The following is a 20,377-nucleotide window of genomic DNA, read 5'->3' as shown; positions in this document are numbered from 1 at the left end:
GGGGATTTGTCCACATGGGGCGGTTTCCCGCGAATAACGCTCGCATTTGGCGTCTCGCCGTCGGCCGATTTGGGCCGACGCAGCTAGCCGATCGTACTTTAGACGTCGTCCGGAATGCGCAGCGAGATCACCGTGCCCACCGCTTCGCGGGAGCGGATTTTCATGCGGCCGCCATGCAGTGCGGTCAGCGAGCGGGATATGGCCAGCCCGAGGCCGGAGCCGCCCTTGCTCTTGGCATATTGGCTCTGCACCTGTTCGAAGGGCTGGCCGATCTTCGACAGCGCCGAGCGGGGAATGCCGATGCCGGTGTCGGCGATGGTGACGAGCACGGCGCCGTCGATGCGGCGTGTGCGCACCGCGATGCGGCCGCCATTGTCGGTGAACTTCACCGCATTGGAGAGCAGGTTGAGAAGCACCTGTTTCATCGCCCGGCGGTCGGCCGTCAGCGTCAGGCCGGATGAGATGCGCTGATCGATGACGATGTTCTTCTCGGCCGCCGGAATGGCGGTGAAGCGCAAGCTTTCCTCGATCAGCGGCACGAGATCGATGCGCTCGCAATGCAGCCGGAGATGGCCGGCCTCGATCTTCGACATGTCGAGAATGTCGTTGATGACGTTGAGCAGATGTTTGCCGCTGTCATGGATATCGCGGGCATATTCGTCGTATTTCAGCGAGCCGAGCGGTCCGAACATCTGGTTCTGCAGGATTTCGGAAAAACCGAGAATGGCGTTGAGCGGCGTGCGTAGCTCGTGCGACATGTTGGCGAGAAATTCCGATTTCGCCTTGTTGGCGGCCTCGGCGCGTTCCTTCTCCGCCTGGTAGTTGGCATTCGCCGTCGAAAGCTCGAATTTCTGGATCTCCAGCGTCTGGCGCGAGGCCGAGAGATCGCCGATCGTCGCCATCAGCCGGCGTTCGGATTCGCGCAGCCGCTCCTGGTGACGTTTCATCAGCGTGATGTCGGTTCCCACAGAAACCCTGCCGCCGTCACGGGTGCGACGCTCGTTGATCTGCAGCCAGCGCTCGTCGGCAAGCTGCACCTCGGTCGTGCGCGAATAGCCGGGGCCGTCGGCATCGGCGATCCGCCGCTCGATGACCGGGCGGGCAGCGGCGGCATTGACGATCGAGCGCTCGGTGCCGGGCACGAGCACGCTGTCCGGCAGGCCGTAAGCCTGCTGGAAATGCGTGTTGCACATGACCAGCCGATCGTTCTTGTCCCAGAGCACAAAGGCCTCGGAGGTGCATTCGATGGCATCTGCCAGGCGTTGATCGGCTTCCGCGTAACGCTGGGCGAGCCGATGCTGTTCGGTCACATCCATGGCGATGCCGATCAGGTGCACGCGGCCGGAATTGCTGCGGATCACCTGGGCGCGGGCGCGCATCCAGACATAGTGGCCGCCGGCATGGCGCATGCGGAAGATCTGATCCACCTGGCCGGAATGGCCCTTGGCGATGGCGCGGGCGATCTCGTAGAGCCCGCCGTCATCGGGATGCATCAGCCGTGCGGCTTCGCCGAAGCCCATCGTCTTGTCGGAGCCCGGCAGGCCGAGCATGTCGTACATCGAGCGCGACCAGAAGAATTCGCGGTTCTCGAAATCGAAGTCCCACAGGCCGCAGCGGCCGCGCGATAGCGCCGTCTCGACGCGCAGATTCGATTCCAGAAAGATGTCGTCGGCGTCGCGGGCGCGCTTCACCTGCGTGTAATAGGCATAGAGGATGACCAGCAGGATCGAGGAGATGCCGGCAAACAACGTGACGTTGAGGGCCAGCTGTTCGCGCCAGAGCCGGCTGATCTCCTCGAGCGAGGTGGCGGCGATGATATAGCCGCCCGCATTGCCCATCAGCGTGATCTCGGCGTAGTGCGGCACGCCGCCGATCGTCGTTTCGATGACACCGGCGCGATCGCCGAAACGGCGGATCGCCGAGACCTCGGGGAAGAAATCGCCGACATTGCTGCCGACATGCGAAAGCCCGGCGGTCGTCGCGGCAAAGACCTTGCCGCTTGCCTGCACGAGCAGCACGAAGGCGCCGCTGTCGAGCCGGTCCTGCGGCAGGAACCTGGCCAGCCGGGCCTGCGCTTCTGCGATATCGCCGCTGTCGAAAATGTCGGATGTATCGGCAAACACCGCGGAGGCGGTCGCGGCCGAAAGCGCCGTGGCATGGCGGGCAGAGGCTTCCAGGCGGGAGTATTCGCTGACCATGCCGAAGAAATGCGAGGCGGCGACGACAACGAGGAAGGCGACGATCAGCGCCGGAATGGCGCGCTTCAAGAGCAGTTCCGCCTTCGGCAGATGACGCAGAAGCGGTTCCGATGTCGCATGGCCGGAAAGGCTGTCTCGCCAGGCTTTCAGCCCGTCAAAATCGACACGCAGCCGTCCTCCGGCCACGGTTGCCCGCCGCACGTCCATCATCTTTTCGCCTTGTCCCTCGTGTGATTCGCGCGCCGCTCGCTCGAACCTGACCTAGAGAATCATGGGTGATTCGCCTTGTCCAGAGGCAAAGGTAAAAATCCGTTAACTATTTATAATTTCGTGTTTTTCGGACGATTCGATTTGCTCGGCAACCGGCCGCCGAATGTTTCGCGGCAGCCGGTCGAAGCAAATCACCCTTTAAGCGTGCGCTCGACGATATCGCGCACGTCCGTGGAAAGAGAGCCAGCCTGCTCGATCTCGATCAGCGCGGCGCGGGCGTGATCGGCGCGCGCCGGTTCGAGCGAGCGCCAGGAGCGCATTGAGGTGAGAATGCGGGCGGCAAGCTGCGGGTTGCGCTCGTCGATATCGAGAATCTGACCGGCGAGGAAACGATAGCCTTCGCCGTCGGCGCGGCCGAAGCCGGTCGGATTGGCAAAGGCGAAGGTGCCGACCAGCGACCGCATCCGGTTTGGATTGGTTCGCTTGAACAGCGGGTCGTTCATCAGGGCGCGGACCCGATCCAGGGTTTTCGCGCCGGGAATGCCGGCCTGGATCGCAAACCATTTGTCGATGACCAGCGCATTCTCCGCAAAGCGCTCGCGGAAGCTCGCCAGCGCTTCGGCCGTCTCCGCGCTGTCGGGGAAACGATGGGCAAGGATCGTCAGCGCATGGCTGCGATCGGTCATGTTGTTGGCCGCATTGAAGGCGGCCCAGGCGCGGGCCGGCGTCGGCTCGGCATGGGAAAGATAGGTCAGCGCCGTATTGCGCAGCGCCCTGAGGCCGGCGCTTTTTGCGTCCGGGCTGAAATCGCCCGATGTCGTCGTCGCGGCGTAGAGGCCGGCAAAAACATCCTTCCCGGCATCGGCGATCTGCTTCAGGATCGCCTGCCGGCCGGCATGGATGGCATCGGGATCGTTGTTGCCGCCGAGTTCGCGGGCGATGTCGGATTCGCTCGGCAGCGCCAGCGCCTGAGCGCGGAAGGCGGGCTCGAGGCTGTCGTCGGCGGCCGCCGCGATCAGCGTCTCGACGAAGGTCGCCTCGCAGACGACCGGCTTGCCCTCGCGGGCGTCGCGCGCTGCCTTGAGGAGGTTCGGCAGCGCCAGATCGGTCAGGGCCTGCCAGCGGGCGAAGTGATCGGTCTCATGGCGGGCGAGGTGGGCGAGATCGGCCGGGCTCTGATCGAAATGCAGGTTGATCGGCGCCGAGAAGCTGCGGTTGATCGAAACGACCGGCCGCGAGCCGATGCCGTGGAACACTACCGTCTGCGTGCGGCCGGTGAGATGCAGCACCTCGCCGGCATATTCGGCGCCCTCGACCGAACTCGGCTCGATCTTGCCGCCGTTTTCGCCGAAGAGCGCCAGGCTGAGCGGAATATGCATCGGCTCCTTGCTTGGCTGGCCGGGGGTGGCCGGGATCATCTGCTCGAGCGACAGGGTGAAGGTGGCCGCCGCCGCATCATAGCTGCCCGATGCGGTGACGAGCGGCGTGCCGGCCTGGTGATACCAGAGGGAGAATTGCGTGAGGTCGCGCCCGCTCGCATCCTCGAAGCATTTGACGAAATCCTCGATCGTCACGGCCTGGCCGTCATGGCGCTCGAAATAGAGGTCCATGCCCTGCTTGAAGCCGTCCTTGCCGAGCAGGGTCGCGATCATGCGGGTGACTTCGCTGCCCTTTTCGTAGACCGTCGTCGTGTAGAAATTGTTGATCTCGCGATATGTCGTCGGCCGCACCGGATGAGCGAGCGGACCGCCATCTTCCGGGAACTGCTCCGATTTCAGATGGCGCACCTCGGCGATGCGCTTGACCGGGCGCGAGCGCTGGTCGGACGAGAACTCGTGGTCGCGATAGACCGTCAGGCCTTCCTTGAGGCAGAGCTGGAACCAGTCGCGGCAGGTGATGCGGTTGCCGGTCCAGTTGTGGAAATATTCATGCGCAATGATGGTTTCGATATTGGCGTAGTCGGCGTCGGTCGCCAGTTCCGGATCGGCAAGGACGTATTTGTCATTGAAGACGTTGAGGCCCTTGTTCTCCATCGCGCCCATGTTGAAGTCGGAGACGGCGACGATCATGAAGATGTCGAGATCGTATTCGCGCCCGAACCTCTCTTCGTCCCACTTCATCGAGCGTTTCAGCGCGTCCATGGCATAGGCGGCGCGCGGCTCCTTGCCGTGCTCGACATAGATCTTCAGCACCACCTCGCGGCCGGACATGGTGGTGAACGTGTCTTCGACGACGCCGAGATCGCCGGCGACCAGCGCGAAGAGATAGCTCGGTTTCGGATGCGGGTCGAACCAGGCGGCGAAATGCTTGCCGGGGCCGTAGCCGGCGCCGCCGAGGAAGTTGCCGTTCGACAGGAGCAGCGGATTGGCCTCCTTGTCGGCGATGATGTTGACCGTGAACGGCGCAAGCACGTCGGGCCGGTCGGGGAAATAGGTGATGCGGCGGAAGCCCTCCGCCTCGCATTGCGTGCAGTAGATGCCGCCGGTGCGATAAAGGCCCATCAGCTGGGTGTTGGCCTCGGGATTGATCACCGTGGTGATCGTCAGCTCGAAGGGCGCGCTCTCAGGCAGATCGCGCACCGTCAGGCTTTCCGCTGTTGCCTCATAACGCGAAGGATCGAGCTCCACCTGGTCGAACAGCAGCCCCGACAGCGTCAGTTCGTCGCCGTCGAGCACGATCGGCGCTGCCGGATCGGCGCCGGGGCGGCGATGAAAGATCAGCCGTGCCTCGACCTTTGTTTCCGTCGGGTCGAGTTCGAAGGTCAGGTCCACGCGTTCCAGCACGAAGTCGGTGGGACGGTAATCTGCCAGATGAATGACCTGGCCGGTATCTGTTCGCATGGTGTTTCCTGAAGACCGTTATTTGACAACCGCGGAATACAGAGGCGGGCGCACTCTGCCATAAATTTGCCGGGCATGATTACATTAAAGTCTGAACTAAAGTTAAAGCAAATTGCCCGCGAACACCAAGTTCACGGGCAAAATATCCTGTTTGGAGCGGATAAGCGCGGCCGCTGCGGAGCGCGGCACTATTTCAGATTGAGCGCCGCCTTGATCGTCGCGTCATTTTCCGTCTGCTGCACGACGACGCCGCACCAGCCGAGCCCGTCATAATCCTCGTAGCCGAGCGTGCGCGCGAAGGCGACGAGCGAGCCGTTATTGTCGTAGTAGCTGCCCTTCGCCCGGCCGGAAGGGTTGGCGAGGGCGAAATGCGAAAACAGCAGAGCAGGATTGGTGGTGGCGATCACCCGGCTCTTGCCGTCGAGCAGCATGACCGTTGTTTTCTCCGCCAGCTGCGGCGGCAGGTTCGCCTCCTTTTCGACGATCGCCTGGCCCTGGTTCTGCCAGTCGAAATAGACGCCGAGCGTGCCGATCAGCCGTCCATTGAGCTTGCCCTCTTCGCGGATGCCGGTGGCATAGACGAGCGCATGCCTGTTGTCGTGGAGCGGGCTCGCCTTGACCTCGTCGACAATATAGGCGTCGCCGGAGGCGCAGGCCGATGCCGCGCGGAACCACGGATCGCCGGCAAGGCTTGTCCCGGCGAGCTTGCGCTGGAACTTGGGATTGGCGGATGCGATCACCTTGCCCGAGAGATCGGTCATGACGAGATCGAGATAGACGGTGTAGAAGCGGTTGATGGCGCCGAGACGCTCCGCTGCAAAGGCGACGGTTTCCCGATCCGGATTCTCAAGCGCCTGCCAGAGCGCCGGGTCCGTCGCCCACCAGCGCACATCGGCGGTGCGCTCGAAAAGATTGCGGACGATGAGCTGCACCAGCGTCTGCGCCAGATCGGTGAGGCGAACGCCTTCCATCTCCTCGACCAGGCTATCCGCCATGGCGCGGCTGAGGCCGATGCGGCCGAGCACGTTGCTCTCGAACCTGCCGGTGATGTCGGTTGCGATCTGCGCCAGCCGCTGCACCTCGTTGGCAACGACCGCAAAGCCCTTTCCGGTCTCGCCGGCTCTTGCCGCTTCGATCAGCGCATTGATGGCGAGCAGCTTGATCTGCTTGACGATATTGGTGTTATCGGCGCTGAAGCGCTCGAGGTCGGTGCTGATGCCGTCGGTGACGACGCGCATCGAGCGCGGTGTCGCATTCTGCGACTGGGCAATGGTTTCGGCGCTAAGCGGCTTCATCAAATGATCCTGGAAGGGGCGGGCAATCGTTTGCAGGTCGAATAATTCGAGATCTGCAAAAACGATGCGTGCCTATGGTTTTCAATTGGTTAACACCGACCGGTCGGAGGTGAACATTTTGGTGCGAAAGGGCTGAAGAGAGGAAAAATTCGATGCGTGGGCGCGTATCGCCTCTCCGTCGGCCTGCGGTCGAAGGTGATTTTGCGATTCTGCCTCGCTGCTTGCGAATTTTTCGCCAATCCGGATTTTCTTCGCTACGATGCCGAACGTCATCCTTTGCGTTCCCGAGTCGAACGCGTCTTCCCGTTCCCGTTAAGTCGGTACCAAGAGCCAGGATCATGCACGCGGTTCTCAAAAACCCGATGAGAGGCATTGCGCTGAAGGTCTCGTCGGTCGTGGTCTTCCTGGCCATGCAGACCTTCATCAAGCTGGCGGGATCGGACATCCCGCCGGGGCAGGTCACTTTCTGCAGGTCCTTCTTCGCGCTCTTTCCGATCATGGCCTATCTCGCCTATATCGGGCAGCTGCGTGCCGCCTTCTACACCGCCAATCCGGTCGGCCATCTGAAGCGCGGCACGATCGGCATCATGTCGATGGCGTTCGGTTTCTACGGCCTGCTGCATCTGCCGCTGCCGGAGGCGATCGCGCTCGGCTATGCGCTGCCGCTCGTCGCCGTTATCTTCGCCGCGGTTTTTCTCGGCGAGACCGTGCGCATCTATCGCTGGAGCGCCGTCCTGGTCGGCATCGTCGGCGTCGCCATCGTCTCCTGGCCGAAACTCACTCTGTTCCGCAACGGCGGCATGGAAGCCGAACAGGCCGTCGGCGCGCTCGCAGTGCTCATCTCGGCCGTTCTCGGCGGCATGGCGATGATCCAGGTGCGCCGTCTCGTCGAGGAGGAGAAGACGGCGACGATCGTGCTCTATTTCTCGCTCACCGCTTCGGTCTTCTCGCTGGTTTCCCTGCCGTTCGGCTGGCTCGCCCTTGCATGGCCGTCGGCGCTTTATCTGGTCGCGGCCGGCTTTTGCGGCGGCGTCGCGCAGATCCTGCTGACGGAAAGCTACCGCCATGCCGACGTCTCCACCATCGCGCCGTTCGAATATACCTCGATCCTGCTCGGCGGCATCGTCGCCTATTTAGTCTTCGGCGACGTGCCGAGCGCGACCATGCTGATCGGCACCCTCATCGTCATCTCCGCCGGCATCTTCATCATCTATCGCGAGCATCAGCTGGGCATCGAGCAGCGGGAGGCGCGCAAAGCCACGACGCCGCCAGCCTGATACCGGCAAGCTGCTGATATGAAAGGCTTTAAGGCGATGGCTGCAGTAATTCGAAAATTGCGCGCGGAGGACGAAAAGAATGGTGAATTCTTGGGATACCGTTGCTTCTTGGAATATGTTTGTTGAAGGTGAGAGACTATCATTTATTCGAAGCTGTGCATGTCTGAATGGCGCTGATGCCGGAAGAAGCGCTCGGTGACGCTGCTCCGATCGTCGGCCGGCGAGGGAGGTGGAGAAAAGCGCAATGGCATTGACGGCGGAGCAATTGGCGGGGAACTGTTCCTTTCTGCTGAGCGTCCGCTTTTTAGCTGGGCAGATGCGCGGCATGTTCGATGCCGGCCCGCGCCTGGCGCGATTGCTCGCCTCGCATCAACGCTGGCTTCTGACCCAGACTGCCTATGCCCTCAACCTGGAATTTGATCCGCGCGACCCGACCTCGGGTTTCACCGCCGTCCGGCTGACCGGGCGCATCACCGCGCATAAGGTGGCGAGCCGCAACACCGTGCTCGCCTTCATCGAAGAACTATATACCTACCGTTTCATCATCCACACCCCCGGCGACGAGCGGCGGCGGCCGCGTCATTTCGAGCCGGCCGACGTCAGCCATCAGGCGATGTTTGCCTGGATTCATTCCAATCTCGGCGCGCTCGATCTGCTTGACGGCGGTCAAAGGGCGGCGTTTTTCCTGGCAAATCCATCGATGATGCGGCTCGTTCAGCCGCGCATTGCCCGCCATTGCCTTGAGGATGCCGCCTGGCGGGAACCGCCGGAACAGGTGGCGATGTTCCTCTGGACGGAAGCCGGTGGCCTCGTCGTCGACAATTTCATCGCCCGCATGGATATAGAAAGCAGCGAAGCGGATCGGTTTTCCGTCGGCCGGGTCGAAACCCGCGCGCTCGCTGCCGATTTCATGATGTCGCGCACCCATCTGCAGCGGCTGTTGGCAAAGGCGGCGCAGCGCGGCTGCGTCGGCTGGGACGACGAACCACGCAAGGCGAATCTTTGGATATCGCGGGATTTCGTCGAGCAATATTGTGCCTGGCAGGCGGTCAAGTTCGCCTATGTCGACGAAGCCTTCGAATGGGCGAAAGCCCGGTTCGAGGCAATGGCCGTCTGATCAGAGAACGATTGCCGCAGCACTTGAGCCGCCATTGCCGGCATCGGCCGGCTTTACCGAAAGCTCGCGCTCATATTCCCGCGCGGCTGAGACTGCGACGCGGATATGTTCGAAGGTCTCGATGTTGCGCAGAAGCGATATCAGGGTCGTCATCGTCTTACTCTTAAAGGCAGGCGAAACGCCTGCCGCTCAATATTGCTGGAAGTCCGAGAAAATCGCGTCGGGGCGCGCCGTGCGGCCGTTGATGCCGGTGCCGCGGGCGGTCATCTGTTCGTTGGCGGCAAAACCGAAACGGCTGTAGCCGTGGGTGGAACGAACTTGGTCGCCGGCGAGGCGGAGGGTTTCAAACCCGCTATGGATAGGACGAAAATGCTTGTTCATGGCCTTGGTTCCTGTGGTTCCTCCCAAGACACCCCTTCATATTGCGGTGCAGCATCGATTCCGCAATGCGTCACGGCGGGATGCAGCTATGCGTAAGGCGCATAGGCCAATTCACAAATTATTCAACTTTGGCTAATTTCTAAGCAAAGAGAGAGACTTAAGCTTTGCTTGAAAGGCGAGCAGGTCGTTCCAGGCCAGCCGTTTGTTGACCGGCGCGGTCAGCAGATCCTGCGGATGCAGGCTGGCTATGGCAGAAATGACACAGTCCGCAGCGGCAATCTCCTTCCAACGGCCGCGCAGGCCGTGAATCGTGTCGTTTTCGCCGAAGAAGAAGCGAGCCGCAAAATTGCCGAGCAGCAGAATCGCCTTGGGTTCGGCCAGCGCGATCTGCCGCTCGATGAAGGGCCGGCAGATGTCCATTTCTGCCGCCGAGGGCGCACGATTGCCGGGCGGCCGCCAGGGAATGACCTGCGTCAGCAGAACGCTCGAGCGCGTCAGCCCGATCGCCGCCAGCATCTTGTCGAACAACTGGCCGGATTTCCCCGAGAAGGGTATGCCTTCGCGATCGTCTTCGGCGCCGGGCGCCGAGCCGATCACCATGATACCGCTCTCGGCATCGCCGCTGGCAAAGATGGTCGAGCGGGCACTGTGCTTGAGGTTGCAGCCGTTGAAAGCCTCGATCGCGGTTTTAAGTTCTGCCAGCGACCGCGCGGATTCGGCGACGAAACGCGCCTGCTGCACTGCCTCGCCGTCCGGGATGGCCGGTTGCGGCCCGGAAGCGGCGCGTTCGGCCGGGGCAGGGCGTGCCGCTGCATTCGGGCGCGGCGATGCCCGGCCTTCGCCGGGCACGGCTCGTTCACCGGCGGCGGCAGGTTGCGCCTGCGTCGCCGGGCGCCGGGCGGCCTTCATCGCTTCGAACTCGGCGAAGCGGTCGATCGCCTCTTCCTCCAGCAGCCATTCCACGCCGGCATCCGCATGGAAATGCAGAAGCGCTGCAAGCTCGGCGGGGGAAAGGTCGTTGGCGGAGATCATAGGGACAGGTTTAGCGGAGAGACTGCGGCATTGAAAGGGCAGGCGACGGATTGCCCGTCCTTGCCTGATCTATTGCACAGTCCATTGCGCGATGTCGTCGCGTTCGCCGATCAGTGCCAAGCCGTGGGCGATCGACAACAGCTCGCCGCCGCTTTCGATCCGGTCGCGGTCGAAGCGCTCGGTGAAGATGCGGCGTACCGCTGGCACGAAGGAGGTGCCGCCGGTCAGGAACACCTTGTCGATCTCTGACGCCTTTGTCTCGGTCTTGTCGAGCACGTCGTCGAGCGCGCCTTCGATACGGGCGAGATCCTCTGAAATCCAGCCTTCGAAGTCGCGGCGCTTGATGCTGCGGTGTCCGCCGCTGCCGAGCGGCGCGAAATCGAAAGGCGCCTCCTCGGCGGCCGACAGCGCCATCTTCGTCGCCGACACCGCCTGATAGAGCGGGTAACCCTCGTCATGGTCGATGAGGTCGATGAAGATTTCGAGCTTTTCCGGTTCCAGGCTGGTGCGCACCAGCTTCTTCAGATCCTCGAATTCGCGTGTGGTCTTGAAGATCGACAGCTGGTTCCAGCGGCCGAAGCTGGAATAGTAGTTGGACGGGACTTCAAGGATCTTGTCGAAGCTTTTGAAATGGCTGCCCTTGCCGATCTGCGGCGCGACGATGTTGTCGATCATCCTGTAGTCGAAATGGTCGCCGGCGACGCCGACGCCGGAATGGCCGATCGGCGTTGCCGTCAGCTTGCCGGCGACGATCTCGAAGCGGATCAGCGAATAGTCGGTCGTGCCGCCGCCGAAATCGGCAACCAGCACGGTCGCATCCTGCTTCAGATTCTGCGCGAAGTAGAAGGCGGCGGCGACCGGCTCGTAGACATAGTGGATTTCGGGAAAGCCGAAGCGCGACAGCGCCTCGTTGTAGCGTTCGGTCGCGAGATCAGGATCGGGGCTGGCGCCGGCAAAATGCACCGGCCGGCCGGTGACGATGCGGCTGACGTCGGACGGCCAGTTGTCGCCGGCATAGTTGCGCAGCCGCCTGACGAAAACCTCCATCAGATCCTCGAAATTATGCCGCTTGGCGAAGATCAGCGTGCCCTGGAACAGCGCGCTGGCCGCAAAGGTCTTGATCGACTGCAGAAAGCGGCATTCGCCGGGATTGTCGATGAACTGGCGGATCGCCGCATGGCCGGCCTCCACCTTCAGCGCCGAGGCGCCAAGCTGCGCATCCTTCATGAAGGAAAGCGCCGTGCGCATGCTGTCGGCCGTGCCTGCCGTGCTGGTGAACGCCATCGAGCGCGTCGCCCCGCCATCCGCCATGGCGAGAACCGTATTGGTCGTGCCGAAGTCCAAACCCAGCGCCTGAGCCATGCCCGCACCTCTTTCATGCCGATTGTTATTGGAGACGGAGCGTTGCTCCGCGAAAGGGCGTGTCAACGCCCGGATCAAGGAGGGCGGGTGATGCCACAGAGGCGTGACACATTCAAGAGGATCGAAAGCGGATGTGATCGCAGGCGCACTTCTTCTCCCGGGCAGGGAAAAGAAGTGCGCCGCAAGGGCTGATGGGTGATGCCGAACTCAGAGGGCCGTCATCATTCGGCTGCCATTGCCCTTGCCTCCCTTACCACCGGTTCCTCCACCTTTTTTCCGCCCATCAGGCGGCCGAGGAAGTTTCCGAAGCGGTCCATCTCGACGAAGATGACCGGGGTGATGAACAGCGTCAGCATCTGCGAGACGATCAGGCCGCCGACGACGGCGATGCCGAGCGGCTGGCGCAGCTCCGAGCTTGCGCCGGTGCCGAGCGCGATCGGCAGGGCGCCGAGCAGGGCGCAGAAGGTCGTCATCATGATTGGCCGGAAGCGCCGCACGCAGGCCTCGTGGATCGCCGCCGTCGCCTTTTCGCCGGTCGTGCGCATGGTCTCCACCGCTACGTCGATCATCATGATCGCGTTCTTCTTGACGATGCCGATCAGCATCAGCAGGCCGATCAGGGCGATGATCGACAGATCGAAGCCCATGATCTTCAGCGCCAGCAGCGCGCCGAAGGCGGCGGCCGGCAGGCCGGAGAGAATGGTCAGCGGATGGATGAAGCTCTCATAGAGCACGCCGAGCACGACATAGATGGTCAGCACCGCCGCCAGGATCAGGTAGGGCGTATTGCCCTGCGACTGCTGGAAAATTTCAGCCGTGCCGCCATAGGAAGTGAAGACATCTGCCGGCACGCTGATGTCCTTCTTGATCTGTTCGACCGCCGCCGTCGCATCGCTGAGCGACACGCCTTCCGGCAGGTTGAAGGAAACCGTGGTCGAGACCAGCTGGCCCGTCTGGTTGATGGTCACCGGGCCGGTGGTGCGTTGCACATGCGCGAAGTTCGACAGCGGCACCAGGCTTCCATTGGCGGAGGCGACCCGGATTTCCGACAGTTTCTGGTCGTCCCAGGGTTTGCTGGTGTCGTATTCGACGATGACGTCGTAGCTGTCGCCGGTCGACTGGATTTCGGCGGCCGCATAGCCGCTGAAGGATTCCTGCAGCGTCGTGCGCAGCGTGTCATTGTCGATGCCGTAGGCGGCCGCCCGTTCGGTGTCGATGACGATATTGGCCTGCAGGGCGTTGTTCTGGGCGTCCGAGGTCACGTCGGTGAACAGGCCGCGGTCGCCACGCATTGCCGCCTGGATCTTGCCCGCCCACAGGTTGGTCTGGTCGGCGCTGAGCGCCTGCACCACCAACTGATACTGGCTGGCAGTCTGGCGGCCGCCGAAGCGCAGGCTCTGGTTCGGCGTCACGAAGGCCTGCAATCCGGGGATCTTGTTGATCGCAGCGCGCAGCTCGCGCAGCGTCTGGTCAAGCGGCGGCCGCTCCTTCTTGTCCTTGAGTTCGACGAACATCGAGCCGTTGTTCTGCGGCTTGTTCGGGTTGCCGCCGATCGTCGACATCACGTGGTTGACCGCCGGATTTGCCTTGACGGCGGCTGCCGCCTGCTGCTGCAGCGCTTCCATGGCGGTATAGGAAATGTCCTGCCGCGCTTGCGTGCTGATCGTCAGGCGGCCGATATCTTCCTGCGGGAAGAAGCTCGTCGGCAGCGTCATGAAGAAATAGATCGTCAACGCCACCGAGCCGAGGAAAACCCCGAGGATGGTCAGGCGGTGCTGAAGGCACCAGCCGACCGCATTGTCATAGCCGTTGAGCGTCCGCTCGAAACCGGCATCGAAGATGCGGATGAGCAGCGGCGGGCGACTGTGGTTGTTGGACAGGCGCGAGCCGAGCATCGGCGTCACGGTCAGCGAGACGATCGCCGACGAGATGATGGCGATGGCGACCACCATGCCGAATTCGTTGAACACCCGGCCGACGACGCCGCCCATCAGCAGGATCGGGATGAACACCGCAATCAGCGAAACCGACATGGAGATGATGGTGTAACTGACTTCGCCCGCCCCCTTGATCGCCGCTTCCCGCACCGGCATGCCTTCTTCGACATGGCGCAGGATGTTTTCGAGCATGACGATCGCGTCGTCGACCACCAGCCCCACCGCGAGCGTCAACCCCAATAGCGAGATGTTGTCGATGCTGTAGCCGAGCACATACATCATGCCGAAGGTCGAGATCAGCGACAGCGGAACGGCAAGTCCCGGAATGATCGTTGCCGTGGCATGGCCGGTAAAGAGATAGATGACGAGAACGACGAGACCGATCGTCAGGAACAGCGTGAACTTCACGTCGGCGATCGCGGCGCGAATGGGTTTTGCCGCGTCGTTCATCACGACCGTATTGACTGAGGGCGGGATTTCGGCGTGAAGCTGCGGCAGCTTGGCGTTGATCGCGTCGACGACATCGACCGTGTTGGCATCCGGCTGACGCTGGATGGCGAGGATGATGCCGCGCTGGCCGTCATACCAGCTGCCGGTATATTGGTTCTCGACGCTGTCCTGCACATCGGCGATATCGCCGAGATGGATCGGCGCGCCGTTCGGATTGGCGATGACCAGCGAGCGGAATTGTTCGGCGTTGGTGCGCTGGGTGTTTGCCGTGATGGTCATGCTCTGCGAGTTGTTCTGCAGCGTTCCCACCGGCTGCTGGCTGTTGGCGGCAGCAAGCGCCTTGTTGACGGTATCGATGCCGATACCGCGGGTGAGCAACTTGTTGGGATCGACCTCGACGCGCACGGCATAGGTTTGCGCACCGTAGACGCTGACCTGGGCAACGCCGGGCAACGTCGAAAGCGACGGCGAGATAATATCCTCCGCGATCTCGTCGAGCTTGCTGCGCGGCATGGTGTTGCTCTGTACCGAAAGCAGCATGACCGGCGCATCGGCCGGGTTGGTTTTGCGGTAGCTCGGCGGCGTCGTCAGATTGTCGGGCAGCTGACGTGTCGCATGCGAGATTGCCGCCTGCACATCGGCTGCAGCGGCGTCGATATCGCGATTGAGGTCGAACTGCAGCACGATGCTGCTGCTGCCGAGCGAACTCGAGGCGCTGATTTCGCTGATCCCGGGAATGGTTTCGAACTGCTTGATCAGCGGCGTGGCGACCGAGGTCGCCATCGTCTGCGGTGAGGCGCCGCTCAACTGCGCCGAAACGTTGATCGTCGGGAAATCGACCTGCGGCAGGGCCGCGACCGGCACGAGCCGATAACCGGCAAGACCGGCCAGAATGACGCCGATGGCGAGCAGCGTCGTGGCGACGGGGCGCTGGATACAGAAATTGGGGATCATTGCTGAGCTCCCACCGCGATCGTCTCGGACTGATGCTGTTGCCGAGGCTCTTCGGCGGAGGCGACATCAAGCGCCTTTTCATCGAATTGCTCGTTGATCGCCTGCTGGTCGCTGAGCTGGCCCTGGCCCTCGATGACGACATGGTCGCCTTCCGAAAGACCGGACTCGATGGCGGTGAAGCCGCCATTGGCGCGGGCAACGGTGACCGGCGTCAGATGCGATTTGCCGTCCTTGGCGACGAAGGCGAAGAAACCGTCGGGACCGGGGCTGACGGCAACCGTCGGCACCACCACCTGCTGGTCGTCATTGTTGAAATGCACCACGATATTGACCGACTGGCCGGGCCAGAGCGCGCCGGAGGCGTTTTCGAATTTCGCCTTGGCGAGGATCGTGCCCGAGGCGGTGTCGACCGTGTTGTCGTAGAAGCTGATCTCGCCCTTCCTGATCTGGCCCTTGGTGGAACTGGGAACGGTGCTGACCTCGACCGGACCGGCTGCCAGGGCACTTTTCAAGGTGCGCAGGTAACGCTCCTGCAGATGGAATTTAACATAGATCGGATCGTATTTGGCGATGGTGACGACGGCCGAGCCGGCATTGAGGAAGGCGCCCTTGCTGATGGCGATATCGCCGAGCCGGCCGTCGAAGGGAGCGCGGATATCAGTGTTTTCGAGGATGATCTGATCGGAGGCAAGCGAGGCCTTGTCGGCGTCGACGGTGGCGGCGGCGGTATCGCGGGCAGCGACCGCTTGGTCGAGGCTCTGCTGGGTGCCGGCCTTCTGGTTGAAGAGATCCTGCGCGCGCGTCAATTCGGTCTCGGATTCCGAAAGCGTCGCCGTGTCACGCACGATCATCGCTTTGTCTTTGTCGACCGCCGCCTTGGCCGTCCGGTCGTCCAGCTTGGCGATCAAGTCGCCGGCTTTGACAGTTGCCCCATCCTGCGCATCGATGCTGACGATCAGGCCCTGTTCCTGTGCGGCAATGGTCGTGTTGTCATCGGCATCGGCCCAGCCGGTCGCGGTCACATCCGTCGGCAGCGTCGTTTTCACCGCCGCGACGGTTTTGACGACGGTTGGGCCGCCGCCGCCGTGTCTGCGCCCGCCGCCCTGATGCTGGCCACCGTTCTGCGCTTGATCGGCCTGCGCCTGATCGCCCTGTGCCGGCTGCCCGCCATTGCCGCTAACCGGCGGTTTGATGAACTGCGAGAGGTAGGGAATGCGGGAGGCATAAGGAATCTGATTCCCGAATTGCCAGACTCCGACGGCGGCAACTACGATAACGCTGACAGTGATCGAAAATTTCTTCATGGGCGAGACCGGGGGTTGAACGGGGTTTGCGAATTTATGCTCTGATTGAGCCGCTTATATTGCGGCGCAAAAAAGACATAATTCCCCGGTCGCCATCACTAAGTGGTTATAACGGCTTAAATTTTTGTAATGAATATTCCGTAATATTCAAACTATACTAATATAGACCCAGTGTAACCCGGTGCCGTTTGACGGCGGAGGGGCAGGCGGCGCGAAACAAGACGCTGTCGGCCCGCGTGCCATTCGTTGCCCGGCGAAAAACACGGGAAAAACCCGAGAAAGCAGGTCATCATGACCGAGTTGAACGCCAGCGAATTTCGCTCTCTCATCATAAGCGTATTTCCTGAACTCACGGCCTCCGCCTTCAAGCTGGCGGCGAAGGGCTGGGATTCCCTTGCCGTCGATGTCGATGACACGCTGATCTTCAAATTTCCCCGTCATTCAGGCGCGGAAAGAGCGCTTGTGAAGGAAGCCGCCTTGCTCGACATCATCAGGCCGGCGCTGTCGATGGCGGTTCCCGACATGCGCATTCACGACGGGCCCCCGATCTTTTCCAGCCATGCCAAGATCGACGGCGAACATCTCATTGCCGACGATTACGCTGCGCTTGGCGAAGGCGATCGTCAGCACCTCGCCGACGATCTGGCGCGCTTTTACGCCGAGCTGCATGTGCTCGATGCCGATCGGATACGCTCGGCCGGCGCCGGGCCGATCCAGCCCTGGCAATCGCCCGAGACAGTGCGAACAGAGGCTTTACCGCTGCTGCCGCCCGAGATCAGGCCCTTTGCCGAGGCTGTTATTTCGGATTTCGAAAGCTTGCCGCCCGATCCCCACGGCAATATCTACGGCTTCTTCGACGGTCATGGCTGGAATATGGCCTTCAATCATGCGCAAGGCAGGCTCAACGGCATTTACGATTTCGCCGATTCGGGCTTCGGGCCGTTGCACCAGGAGTTCATCTATTCGAACTTCATCTCGCCCGATCTGACCGCCCGCATCATATCGGCCTATGAAATGCTGACCGGACGCCGGCTCGACCGGCGGCGCATTTCAATCCTGACCGGCTTCCACCGTCTGTCCGAGCTTGCCGACGATCCGGCCCATGTCGGATCGATGGTCCAAAGTGCGGCGAGTTGGGCCGCTGTTGCGGCCCATGCCGGCTGAGGCAGAGGTCAGACGGATCGGGCCGCGCCGCCGTCGCAGCGGATCAGCGAACCGGTGATGTAGCTTGCCGGCTGGCTGCACAGGAAGGCCGCGGTTGCGGCAAATTCCTCCACGCGGCCGTAGCGGCCGACCGGGATGCGCGCTTCCTTGTCGGTGCGGATCTCTTCGAGGCTCTTGCCTGTCCGCTTTGCCGCCGCCCCGTCGAGATCGTCGAGCCGTGCGGTCAGGATGCTGCCCGGCAGGAGCAGGTTGGTGGTCACGCCGAAGCCCGCCACTTCGGTGGCAAGCGTCTTGCTCCAGCCGGCCAGTGCCGGGCGCAGCGTATTGGACAGCGCCAGATTGGCGATCGGTTCGATCACCCCTGAGGAGGCCACCGTCAGGATCCGGCCCCAGCCCTGCGCCTTCATGCCGGGTAGCAGCGCATTGGTCAGCGTGATGACGCGGGCGACCATGGAAAGGAAATAGGTCTCGAGCTTTTCACCCGTCATCTCCTCGGTCGTGCCGGGCGTCGGCCCGCCGGTATTGTTGACGAGGATATCGAGTCCGCCGAACTTCTCCTTCACCGCCGCTGTCGCCGTCTCGACGAAGCGTTCATCCCCGAGGTCGGCCCAGATCCAGTCGGCCCGGCCTTTGCCTTCGCTGTTGATCGCCTTGCAATTGGCCTCCAACTGCTCGCCGCTGCGCCCGCAAAGCAGCACGTTGGCGCCTTCGCGGGCCAGTGCTGTGGCGATGCCGAGGCCGAGCCCACGTGAGGAGGCGAGGACGAGCGCCCGTTTGCCTTCGATGCCGAGATCCATGATTGTCCTCCTATATCTTAGAGCGATGTATAAGGCGCACGCGGCGGAAAAGGAAAGGGCGTGTCACCGGTTCGGCGGCGTTTGCTAATTGACGTTGACGTAAACGTTATATAATTCTGGCGCGCAGGGCCTATCATTGTGCGAATTGAAGATTGGCTGTCGTATCCCGGCTCGACAATGCTTTCTCGTTTTGACAGAAAGTGCCTGAGAGGGATGACGGCTGCGCGCCGCCAAGCGGAGACGAGTGAATGACCGAGACGACTGAGTTGCCTGAACGCGAGAGCATGGAATTCGACGTGGTGATCGTCGGCGCCGGTCCGGCCGGTCTTTCGGCGGCAATCCGGCTGAAGCAGGTCAACCCGGAACTGTCGGTCGTCGTCCTGGAGAAGGGCGCCGAGGTCGGCGCCCATATCCTCTCGGGCGCTGTGGTCGATCCGATCGGCATCGACCGGCTGCTGCCCGGCTGGCGCGACGAGGCCGATCATCCCTTCAAGACCGAAGTCACATCAGACCACTTCCTGCTGCTCGGCCCGGCCGGCTCGATCCGCCTGCCGAACATCCTGATGCCGCCGTTGATGAACAATCACGGCAATTACATCGTCTCGCTCGGCAACGTCTGTCGGTGGCTGGCGGTCAAGGCCGAAGAGCTCGGGGTCGAGATCTATCCGGGCTTTGCCGCGGCCGAAGTGCTCTATGACGACAAGGGCGCGGTCATCGGCGTTGCCACCGGCGACATGGGCATCGAGAAGAATGGCGAGCCCGGCCCGAACTATACCCGCGGCATGGAGCTGCGCGGCAAGTACACGCTGATCGGCGAAGGCGTGCGCGGCTCGCTCGCCAAGCAGCTGATCGCCAAGTTCGATCTGCAGAAGGACCGCGAACCCCAAAAATTCGGCATCGGCATCAAGGAACTCTGGCAGGTCAAGCCGGAGAACCACAAGCAGGGCCTGGTGCAGCATTCCTTCGGCTGGCCATTGGGGATGAAGACCGGCGGCGGTTCCTTCCTCTATCACCTCGAAGACAATCTGGTCGCCGTCGGCTTCGTCGTTCATCTCAATTACAAGAACCCTTACCTTTATCCCTTCGAGGAATTCCAGCGCTTCAAGACCCATCCGGCGATCCGCGGCACCTTCGAGGGCGGCAAGCGGCTCTCCTATGGGGCGCGTGCCATCACAGAGGGCGGTTATCAGTCGGTGCCGAAGCTGTCTTTCCCCGGCGGAGCGCTGATCGGTTGTTCGGCGGGTCTCGTCAACGTTCCCCGCATCAAGGGCAGCCACAATGCGGTGCTGTCGGGCATGCTCGCGGCCGAGAAGCTGGCCGCTGCCATCGAAGCTGGCCGCAGCCATGACGAGGTGGCCGAGATCGAGAACGACTGGCGCAAGGGCGACATCGGCAAGGATCTCAAGCGGGTGCGCAACGTCAAGCCGCTGTGGTCGAAGTTCGGCACGGCACTCGGTGTGGCGCTTGGCGGCCTCGACATGTGGACCAATACCTTGTTCGGCTTTTCTTTCTTCGGCACGCTTGGCCACGGCAAGACCGATGCGCAGTCGCTGGAGCCGGCAGCACAGCACAAGCCGATCGCCTATCCGAAGCCGGACGGCGTTTTGACCTTCGACCGCCTGTCCTCGGTGTTCCTGTCGAACACCAATCACGAGGAGGACCAGCCGGTGCATCTGCAGGTCAAGGACATCGGGCTGCAGAAGCGGTCGGAACACGACATCTATGCCGGCCCGTCGACGCGCTACTGTCCGGCCGGCGTCTATGAGTGGGTGGAGAAGGACGGCGAGGACACCTTCGTCATCAACGCCCAGAACTGCGTGCACTGCAAGACCTGCGACATCAAGGATCCCAACCAGAACATCAACTGGGTGCCGCCGCAGGGCGGCGAGGGGCCGGTCTATCCGAACATGTAGATCGGATGGTCGTCCGCCATCCCAGATCTGCTACGCTTTCCCTGCTCTCCTTTCTTCGAACAGGAGCGCTCGGGCCGCTTACGCGTGGCGCGACGATGCGCGAGGTCTCGAAATTTCTGGGACCGCCCGACTGTGGATGGATGGCG

At 62.3% G+C, this 20,377-nt stretch carries 15 protein-coding genes; 4 read left to right on the top strand and 11 right to left on the bottom strand.

Annotation, left to right across the window (positions count from 1 at the left end):
- Positions 1 to 98: 98 nt before the first annotated feature.
- From ATY75_RS05690 to ATY75_RS05675, 4 genes are all read right to left on the bottom strand, one after another.
- Entirely contained in the window at positions 99 to 2,408 is a 2,310-nt protein-coding gene (locus ATY75_RS05690) for an ATP-binding protein (RefSeq protein ID WP_088936773.1), read from the bottom strand.
- Between the two features lie 191 nt (positions 2,409 to 2,599).
- Complete coding sequence (gene pepN / locus ATY75_RS05685; protein ID WP_088936772.1) at positions 2,600 to 5,248, bottom strand: aminopeptidase N; 2,649 nt, start codon at positions 5,246 to 5,248, stop codon at positions 2,600 to 2,602.
- A gap of 188 nt (positions 5,249 to 5,436) precedes the next feature.
- Positions 5,437 to 6,543 (bottom strand): methyl-accepting chemotaxis protein, encoded by a 1,107-nt coding sequence (locus ATY75_RS35430; protein WP_065092179.1) that lies wholly within the window; start codon positions 6,541 to 6,543, stop codon positions 5,437 to 5,439.
- A gap of 81 nt (positions 6,544 to 6,624) precedes the next feature.
- Positions 6,625 to 6,816, bottom strand: a complete 192-nt coding sequence (locus tag ATY75_RS05675; protein WP_088936771.1) for a hypothetical protein — start codon at positions 6,814 to 6,816, stop codon at positions 6,625 to 6,627.
- A 65-nt stretch (positions 6,817 to 6,881) separates the two neighbouring features.
- Here ATY75_RS05675 and ATY75_RS05670 point away from each other — a divergent pair, with 65 nt between their 5' ends.
- Positions 6,882 to 7,820, top strand: a complete 939-nt coding sequence (locus tag ATY75_RS05670) for a DMT family transporter (RefSeq protein ID WP_088936770.1) — start codon at positions 6,882 to 6,884, stop codon at positions 7,818 to 7,820.
- Between the two features lie 244 nt (positions 7,821 to 8,064).
- Positions 8,065 to 8,937 carry a hypothetical protein gene (locus tag ATY75_RS05665; protein ID WP_088936769.1) on the top strand — a complete coding sequence of 291 codons (873 nt, stop codon included), beginning with the start codon at positions 8,065 to 8,067 and terminating at the stop codon, positions 8,935 to 8,937.
- Here the strand turns inward: ATY75_RS05665 and ATY75_RS34505 are convergent, their stop codons facing one another.
- The 6 genes from ATY75_RS34505 to ATY75_RS05640 all read right to left on the bottom strand — a co-directional run bounded on the left by ATY75_RS34505 (position 8,938) and on the right by ATY75_RS05640 (position 16,357).
- Positions 8,938 to 9,090, bottom strand: a complete 153-nt coding sequence (locus ATY75_RS34505) for a hypothetical protein (RefSeq protein ID WP_190241316.1) — start codon at positions 9,088 to 9,090, stop codon at positions 8,938 to 8,940. It abuts the gene before it with no gap.
- 36 nt (positions 9,091 to 9,126) lie between these two features.
- On the bottom strand, positions 9,127 to 9,318 hold the full coding sequence (locus ATY75_RS05660) for a hypothetical protein (protein WP_003569328.1): 192 nt from the start codon (positions 9,316 to 9,318) through the stop codon (positions 9,127 to 9,129).
- Between the two features lie 132 nt (positions 9,319 to 9,450).
- Complete coding sequence (locus tag ATY75_RS05655) at positions 9,451 to 10,350, bottom strand: uracil-DNA glycosylase (protein WP_088936768.1); 900 nt, start codon at positions 10,348 to 10,350, stop codon at positions 9,451 to 9,453.
- Positions 10,351 to 10,419: 69 nt separating this feature from the next.
- A complete protein-coding gene (locus ATY75_RS05650) occupies positions 10,420 to 11,712 on the bottom strand; it encodes an Hsp70 family protein (RefSeq protein WP_088936767.1) in 1,293 nt (430 codons plus the stop codon).
- A 221-nt stretch (positions 11,713 to 11,933) separates the two neighbouring features.
- Positions 11,934 to 15,053 (bottom strand): efflux RND transporter permease subunit, encoded by a 3,120-nt coding sequence (locus ATY75_RS05645; RefSeq protein ID WP_088936766.1) that lies wholly within the window; start codon positions 15,051 to 15,053, stop codon positions 11,934 to 11,936.
- Entirely contained in the window at positions 15,050 to 16,357 is a 1,308-nt protein-coding gene (locus ATY75_RS05640; protein WP_088936765.1) for an efflux RND transporter periplasmic adaptor subunit, read from the bottom strand. Before ATY75_RS05640 ends, ATY75_RS05645 begins: the two co-directional genes overlap by 4 nt.
- 291 nt (positions 16,358 to 16,648) lie before the next feature.
- Here ATY75_RS05640 and ATY75_RS05635 point away from each other — a divergent pair, with 291 nt between their 5' ends.
- A complete protein-coding gene (locus tag ATY75_RS05635) occupies positions 16,649 to 17,521 on the top strand; it encodes an aminoglycoside phosphotransferase family protein (protein WP_088936764.1) in 873 nt (290 codons plus the stop codon).
- Between the two features lie 8 nt (positions 17,522 to 17,529).
- Here ATY75_RS05635 and ATY75_RS05630 read toward each other — a convergent pair whose 3' ends face one another.
- Entirely contained in the window at positions 17,530 to 18,318 is a 789-nt protein-coding gene (locus ATY75_RS05630; RefSeq protein WP_088936763.1) for an SDR family oxidoreductase, read from the bottom strand.
- Positions 18,319 to 18,566: 248 nt separating this feature from the next.
- Between ATY75_RS05630 and ATY75_RS05625 the strand changes: the two genes are divergently transcribed.
- Positions 18,567 to 20,231 (top strand): electron transfer flavoprotein-ubiquinone oxidoreductase, encoded by a 1,665-nt coding sequence (locus ATY75_RS05625; protein WP_088936762.1) that lies wholly within the window; start codon positions 18,567 to 18,569, stop codon positions 20,229 to 20,231.
- Positions 20,232 to 20,377 lie beyond the last annotated feature (146 nt).

It is taken from the genome of Rhizobium sp. N122, from assembly GCF_002211295.1.
In the GTDB taxonomy this organism is placed as follows: Bacteria; Pseudomonadota; Alphaproteobacteria; order Rhizobiales; family Rhizobiaceae; genus Rhizobium.
Note: the sequence above shows the minus strand (reverse complement) of the source record. Positions and strands in the feature narration are given on the sequence as shown.

Excerpts from the sequence above, each read along its gene's own strand:
- pepN (WP_088936772.1), bottom strand. The coding sequence starts at position 5,248 with ATGCGAACAGATACCGGCCAGGTCATTCATCTGGCAGATTACCGTCCC.
- ATY75_RS05675 (WP_088936771.1), bottom strand. The coding sequence starts at position 6,816 with ATGACGTTCGGCATCGTAGCGAAGAAAATCCGGATTGGCGAAAAATTC.
- ATY75_RS05690 (WP_088936773.1), bottom strand. The coding sequence starts at position 2,408 with ATGATGGACGTGCGGCGGGCAACCGTGGCCGGAGGACGGCTGCGTGTC.
- ATY75_RS05630 (WP_088936763.1), bottom strand. The coding sequence starts at position 18,318 with ATGGATCTCGGCATCGAAGGCAAACGGGCGCTCGTCCTCGCCTCCTCA.
- ATY75_RS05655 (WP_088936768.1), bottom strand. The coding sequence starts at position 10,350 with ATGATCTCCGCCAACGACCTTTCCCCCGCCGAGCTTGCAGCGCTTCTG.
- ATY75_RS35430 (WP_065092179.1), bottom strand. The coding sequence starts at position 6,543 with ATGAAGCCGCTTAGCGCCGAAACCATTGCCCAGTCGCAGAATGCGACA.
- ATY75_RS05665 (WP_088936769.1), top strand. The coding sequence starts at position 8,065 with ATGGCATTGACGGCGGAGCAATTGGCGGGGAACTGTTCCTTTCTGCTG.
- ATY75_RS34505 (WP_190241316.1), bottom strand. The coding sequence starts at position 9,090 with ATGACGACCCTGATATCGCTTCTGCGCAACATCGAGACCTTCGAACAT.
- ATY75_RS05650 (WP_088936767.1), bottom strand. The coding sequence starts at position 11,712 with ATGGCTCAGGCGCTGGGTTTGGACTTCGGCACGACCAATACGGTTCTC.
- ATY75_RS05625 (WP_088936762.1), top strand. The coding sequence starts at position 18,567 with ATGACCGAGACGACTGAGTTGCCTGAACGCGAGAGCATGGAATTCGAC.
- ATY75_RS05645 (WP_088936766.1), bottom strand. The coding sequence starts at position 15,053 with ATGATCCCCAATTTCTGTATCCAGCGCCCCGTCGCCACGACGCTGCTC.
- ATY75_RS05660 (WP_003569328.1), bottom strand. The coding sequence starts at position 9,318 with ATGAACAAGCATTTTCGTCCTATCCATAGCGGGTTTGAAACCCTCCGC.
- ATY75_RS05670 (WP_088936770.1), top strand. The coding sequence starts at position 6,882 with ATGCACGCGGTTCTCAAAAACCCGATGAGAGGCATTGCGCTGAAGGTC.
- ATY75_RS05635 (WP_088936764.1), top strand. The coding sequence starts at position 16,649 with ATGACCGAGTTGAACGCCAGCGAATTTCGCTCTCTCATCATAAGCGTA.
- ATY75_RS05640 (WP_088936765.1), bottom strand. The coding sequence starts at position 16,357 with ATGAAGAAATTTTCGATCACTGTCAGCGTTATCGTAGTTGCCGCCGTC.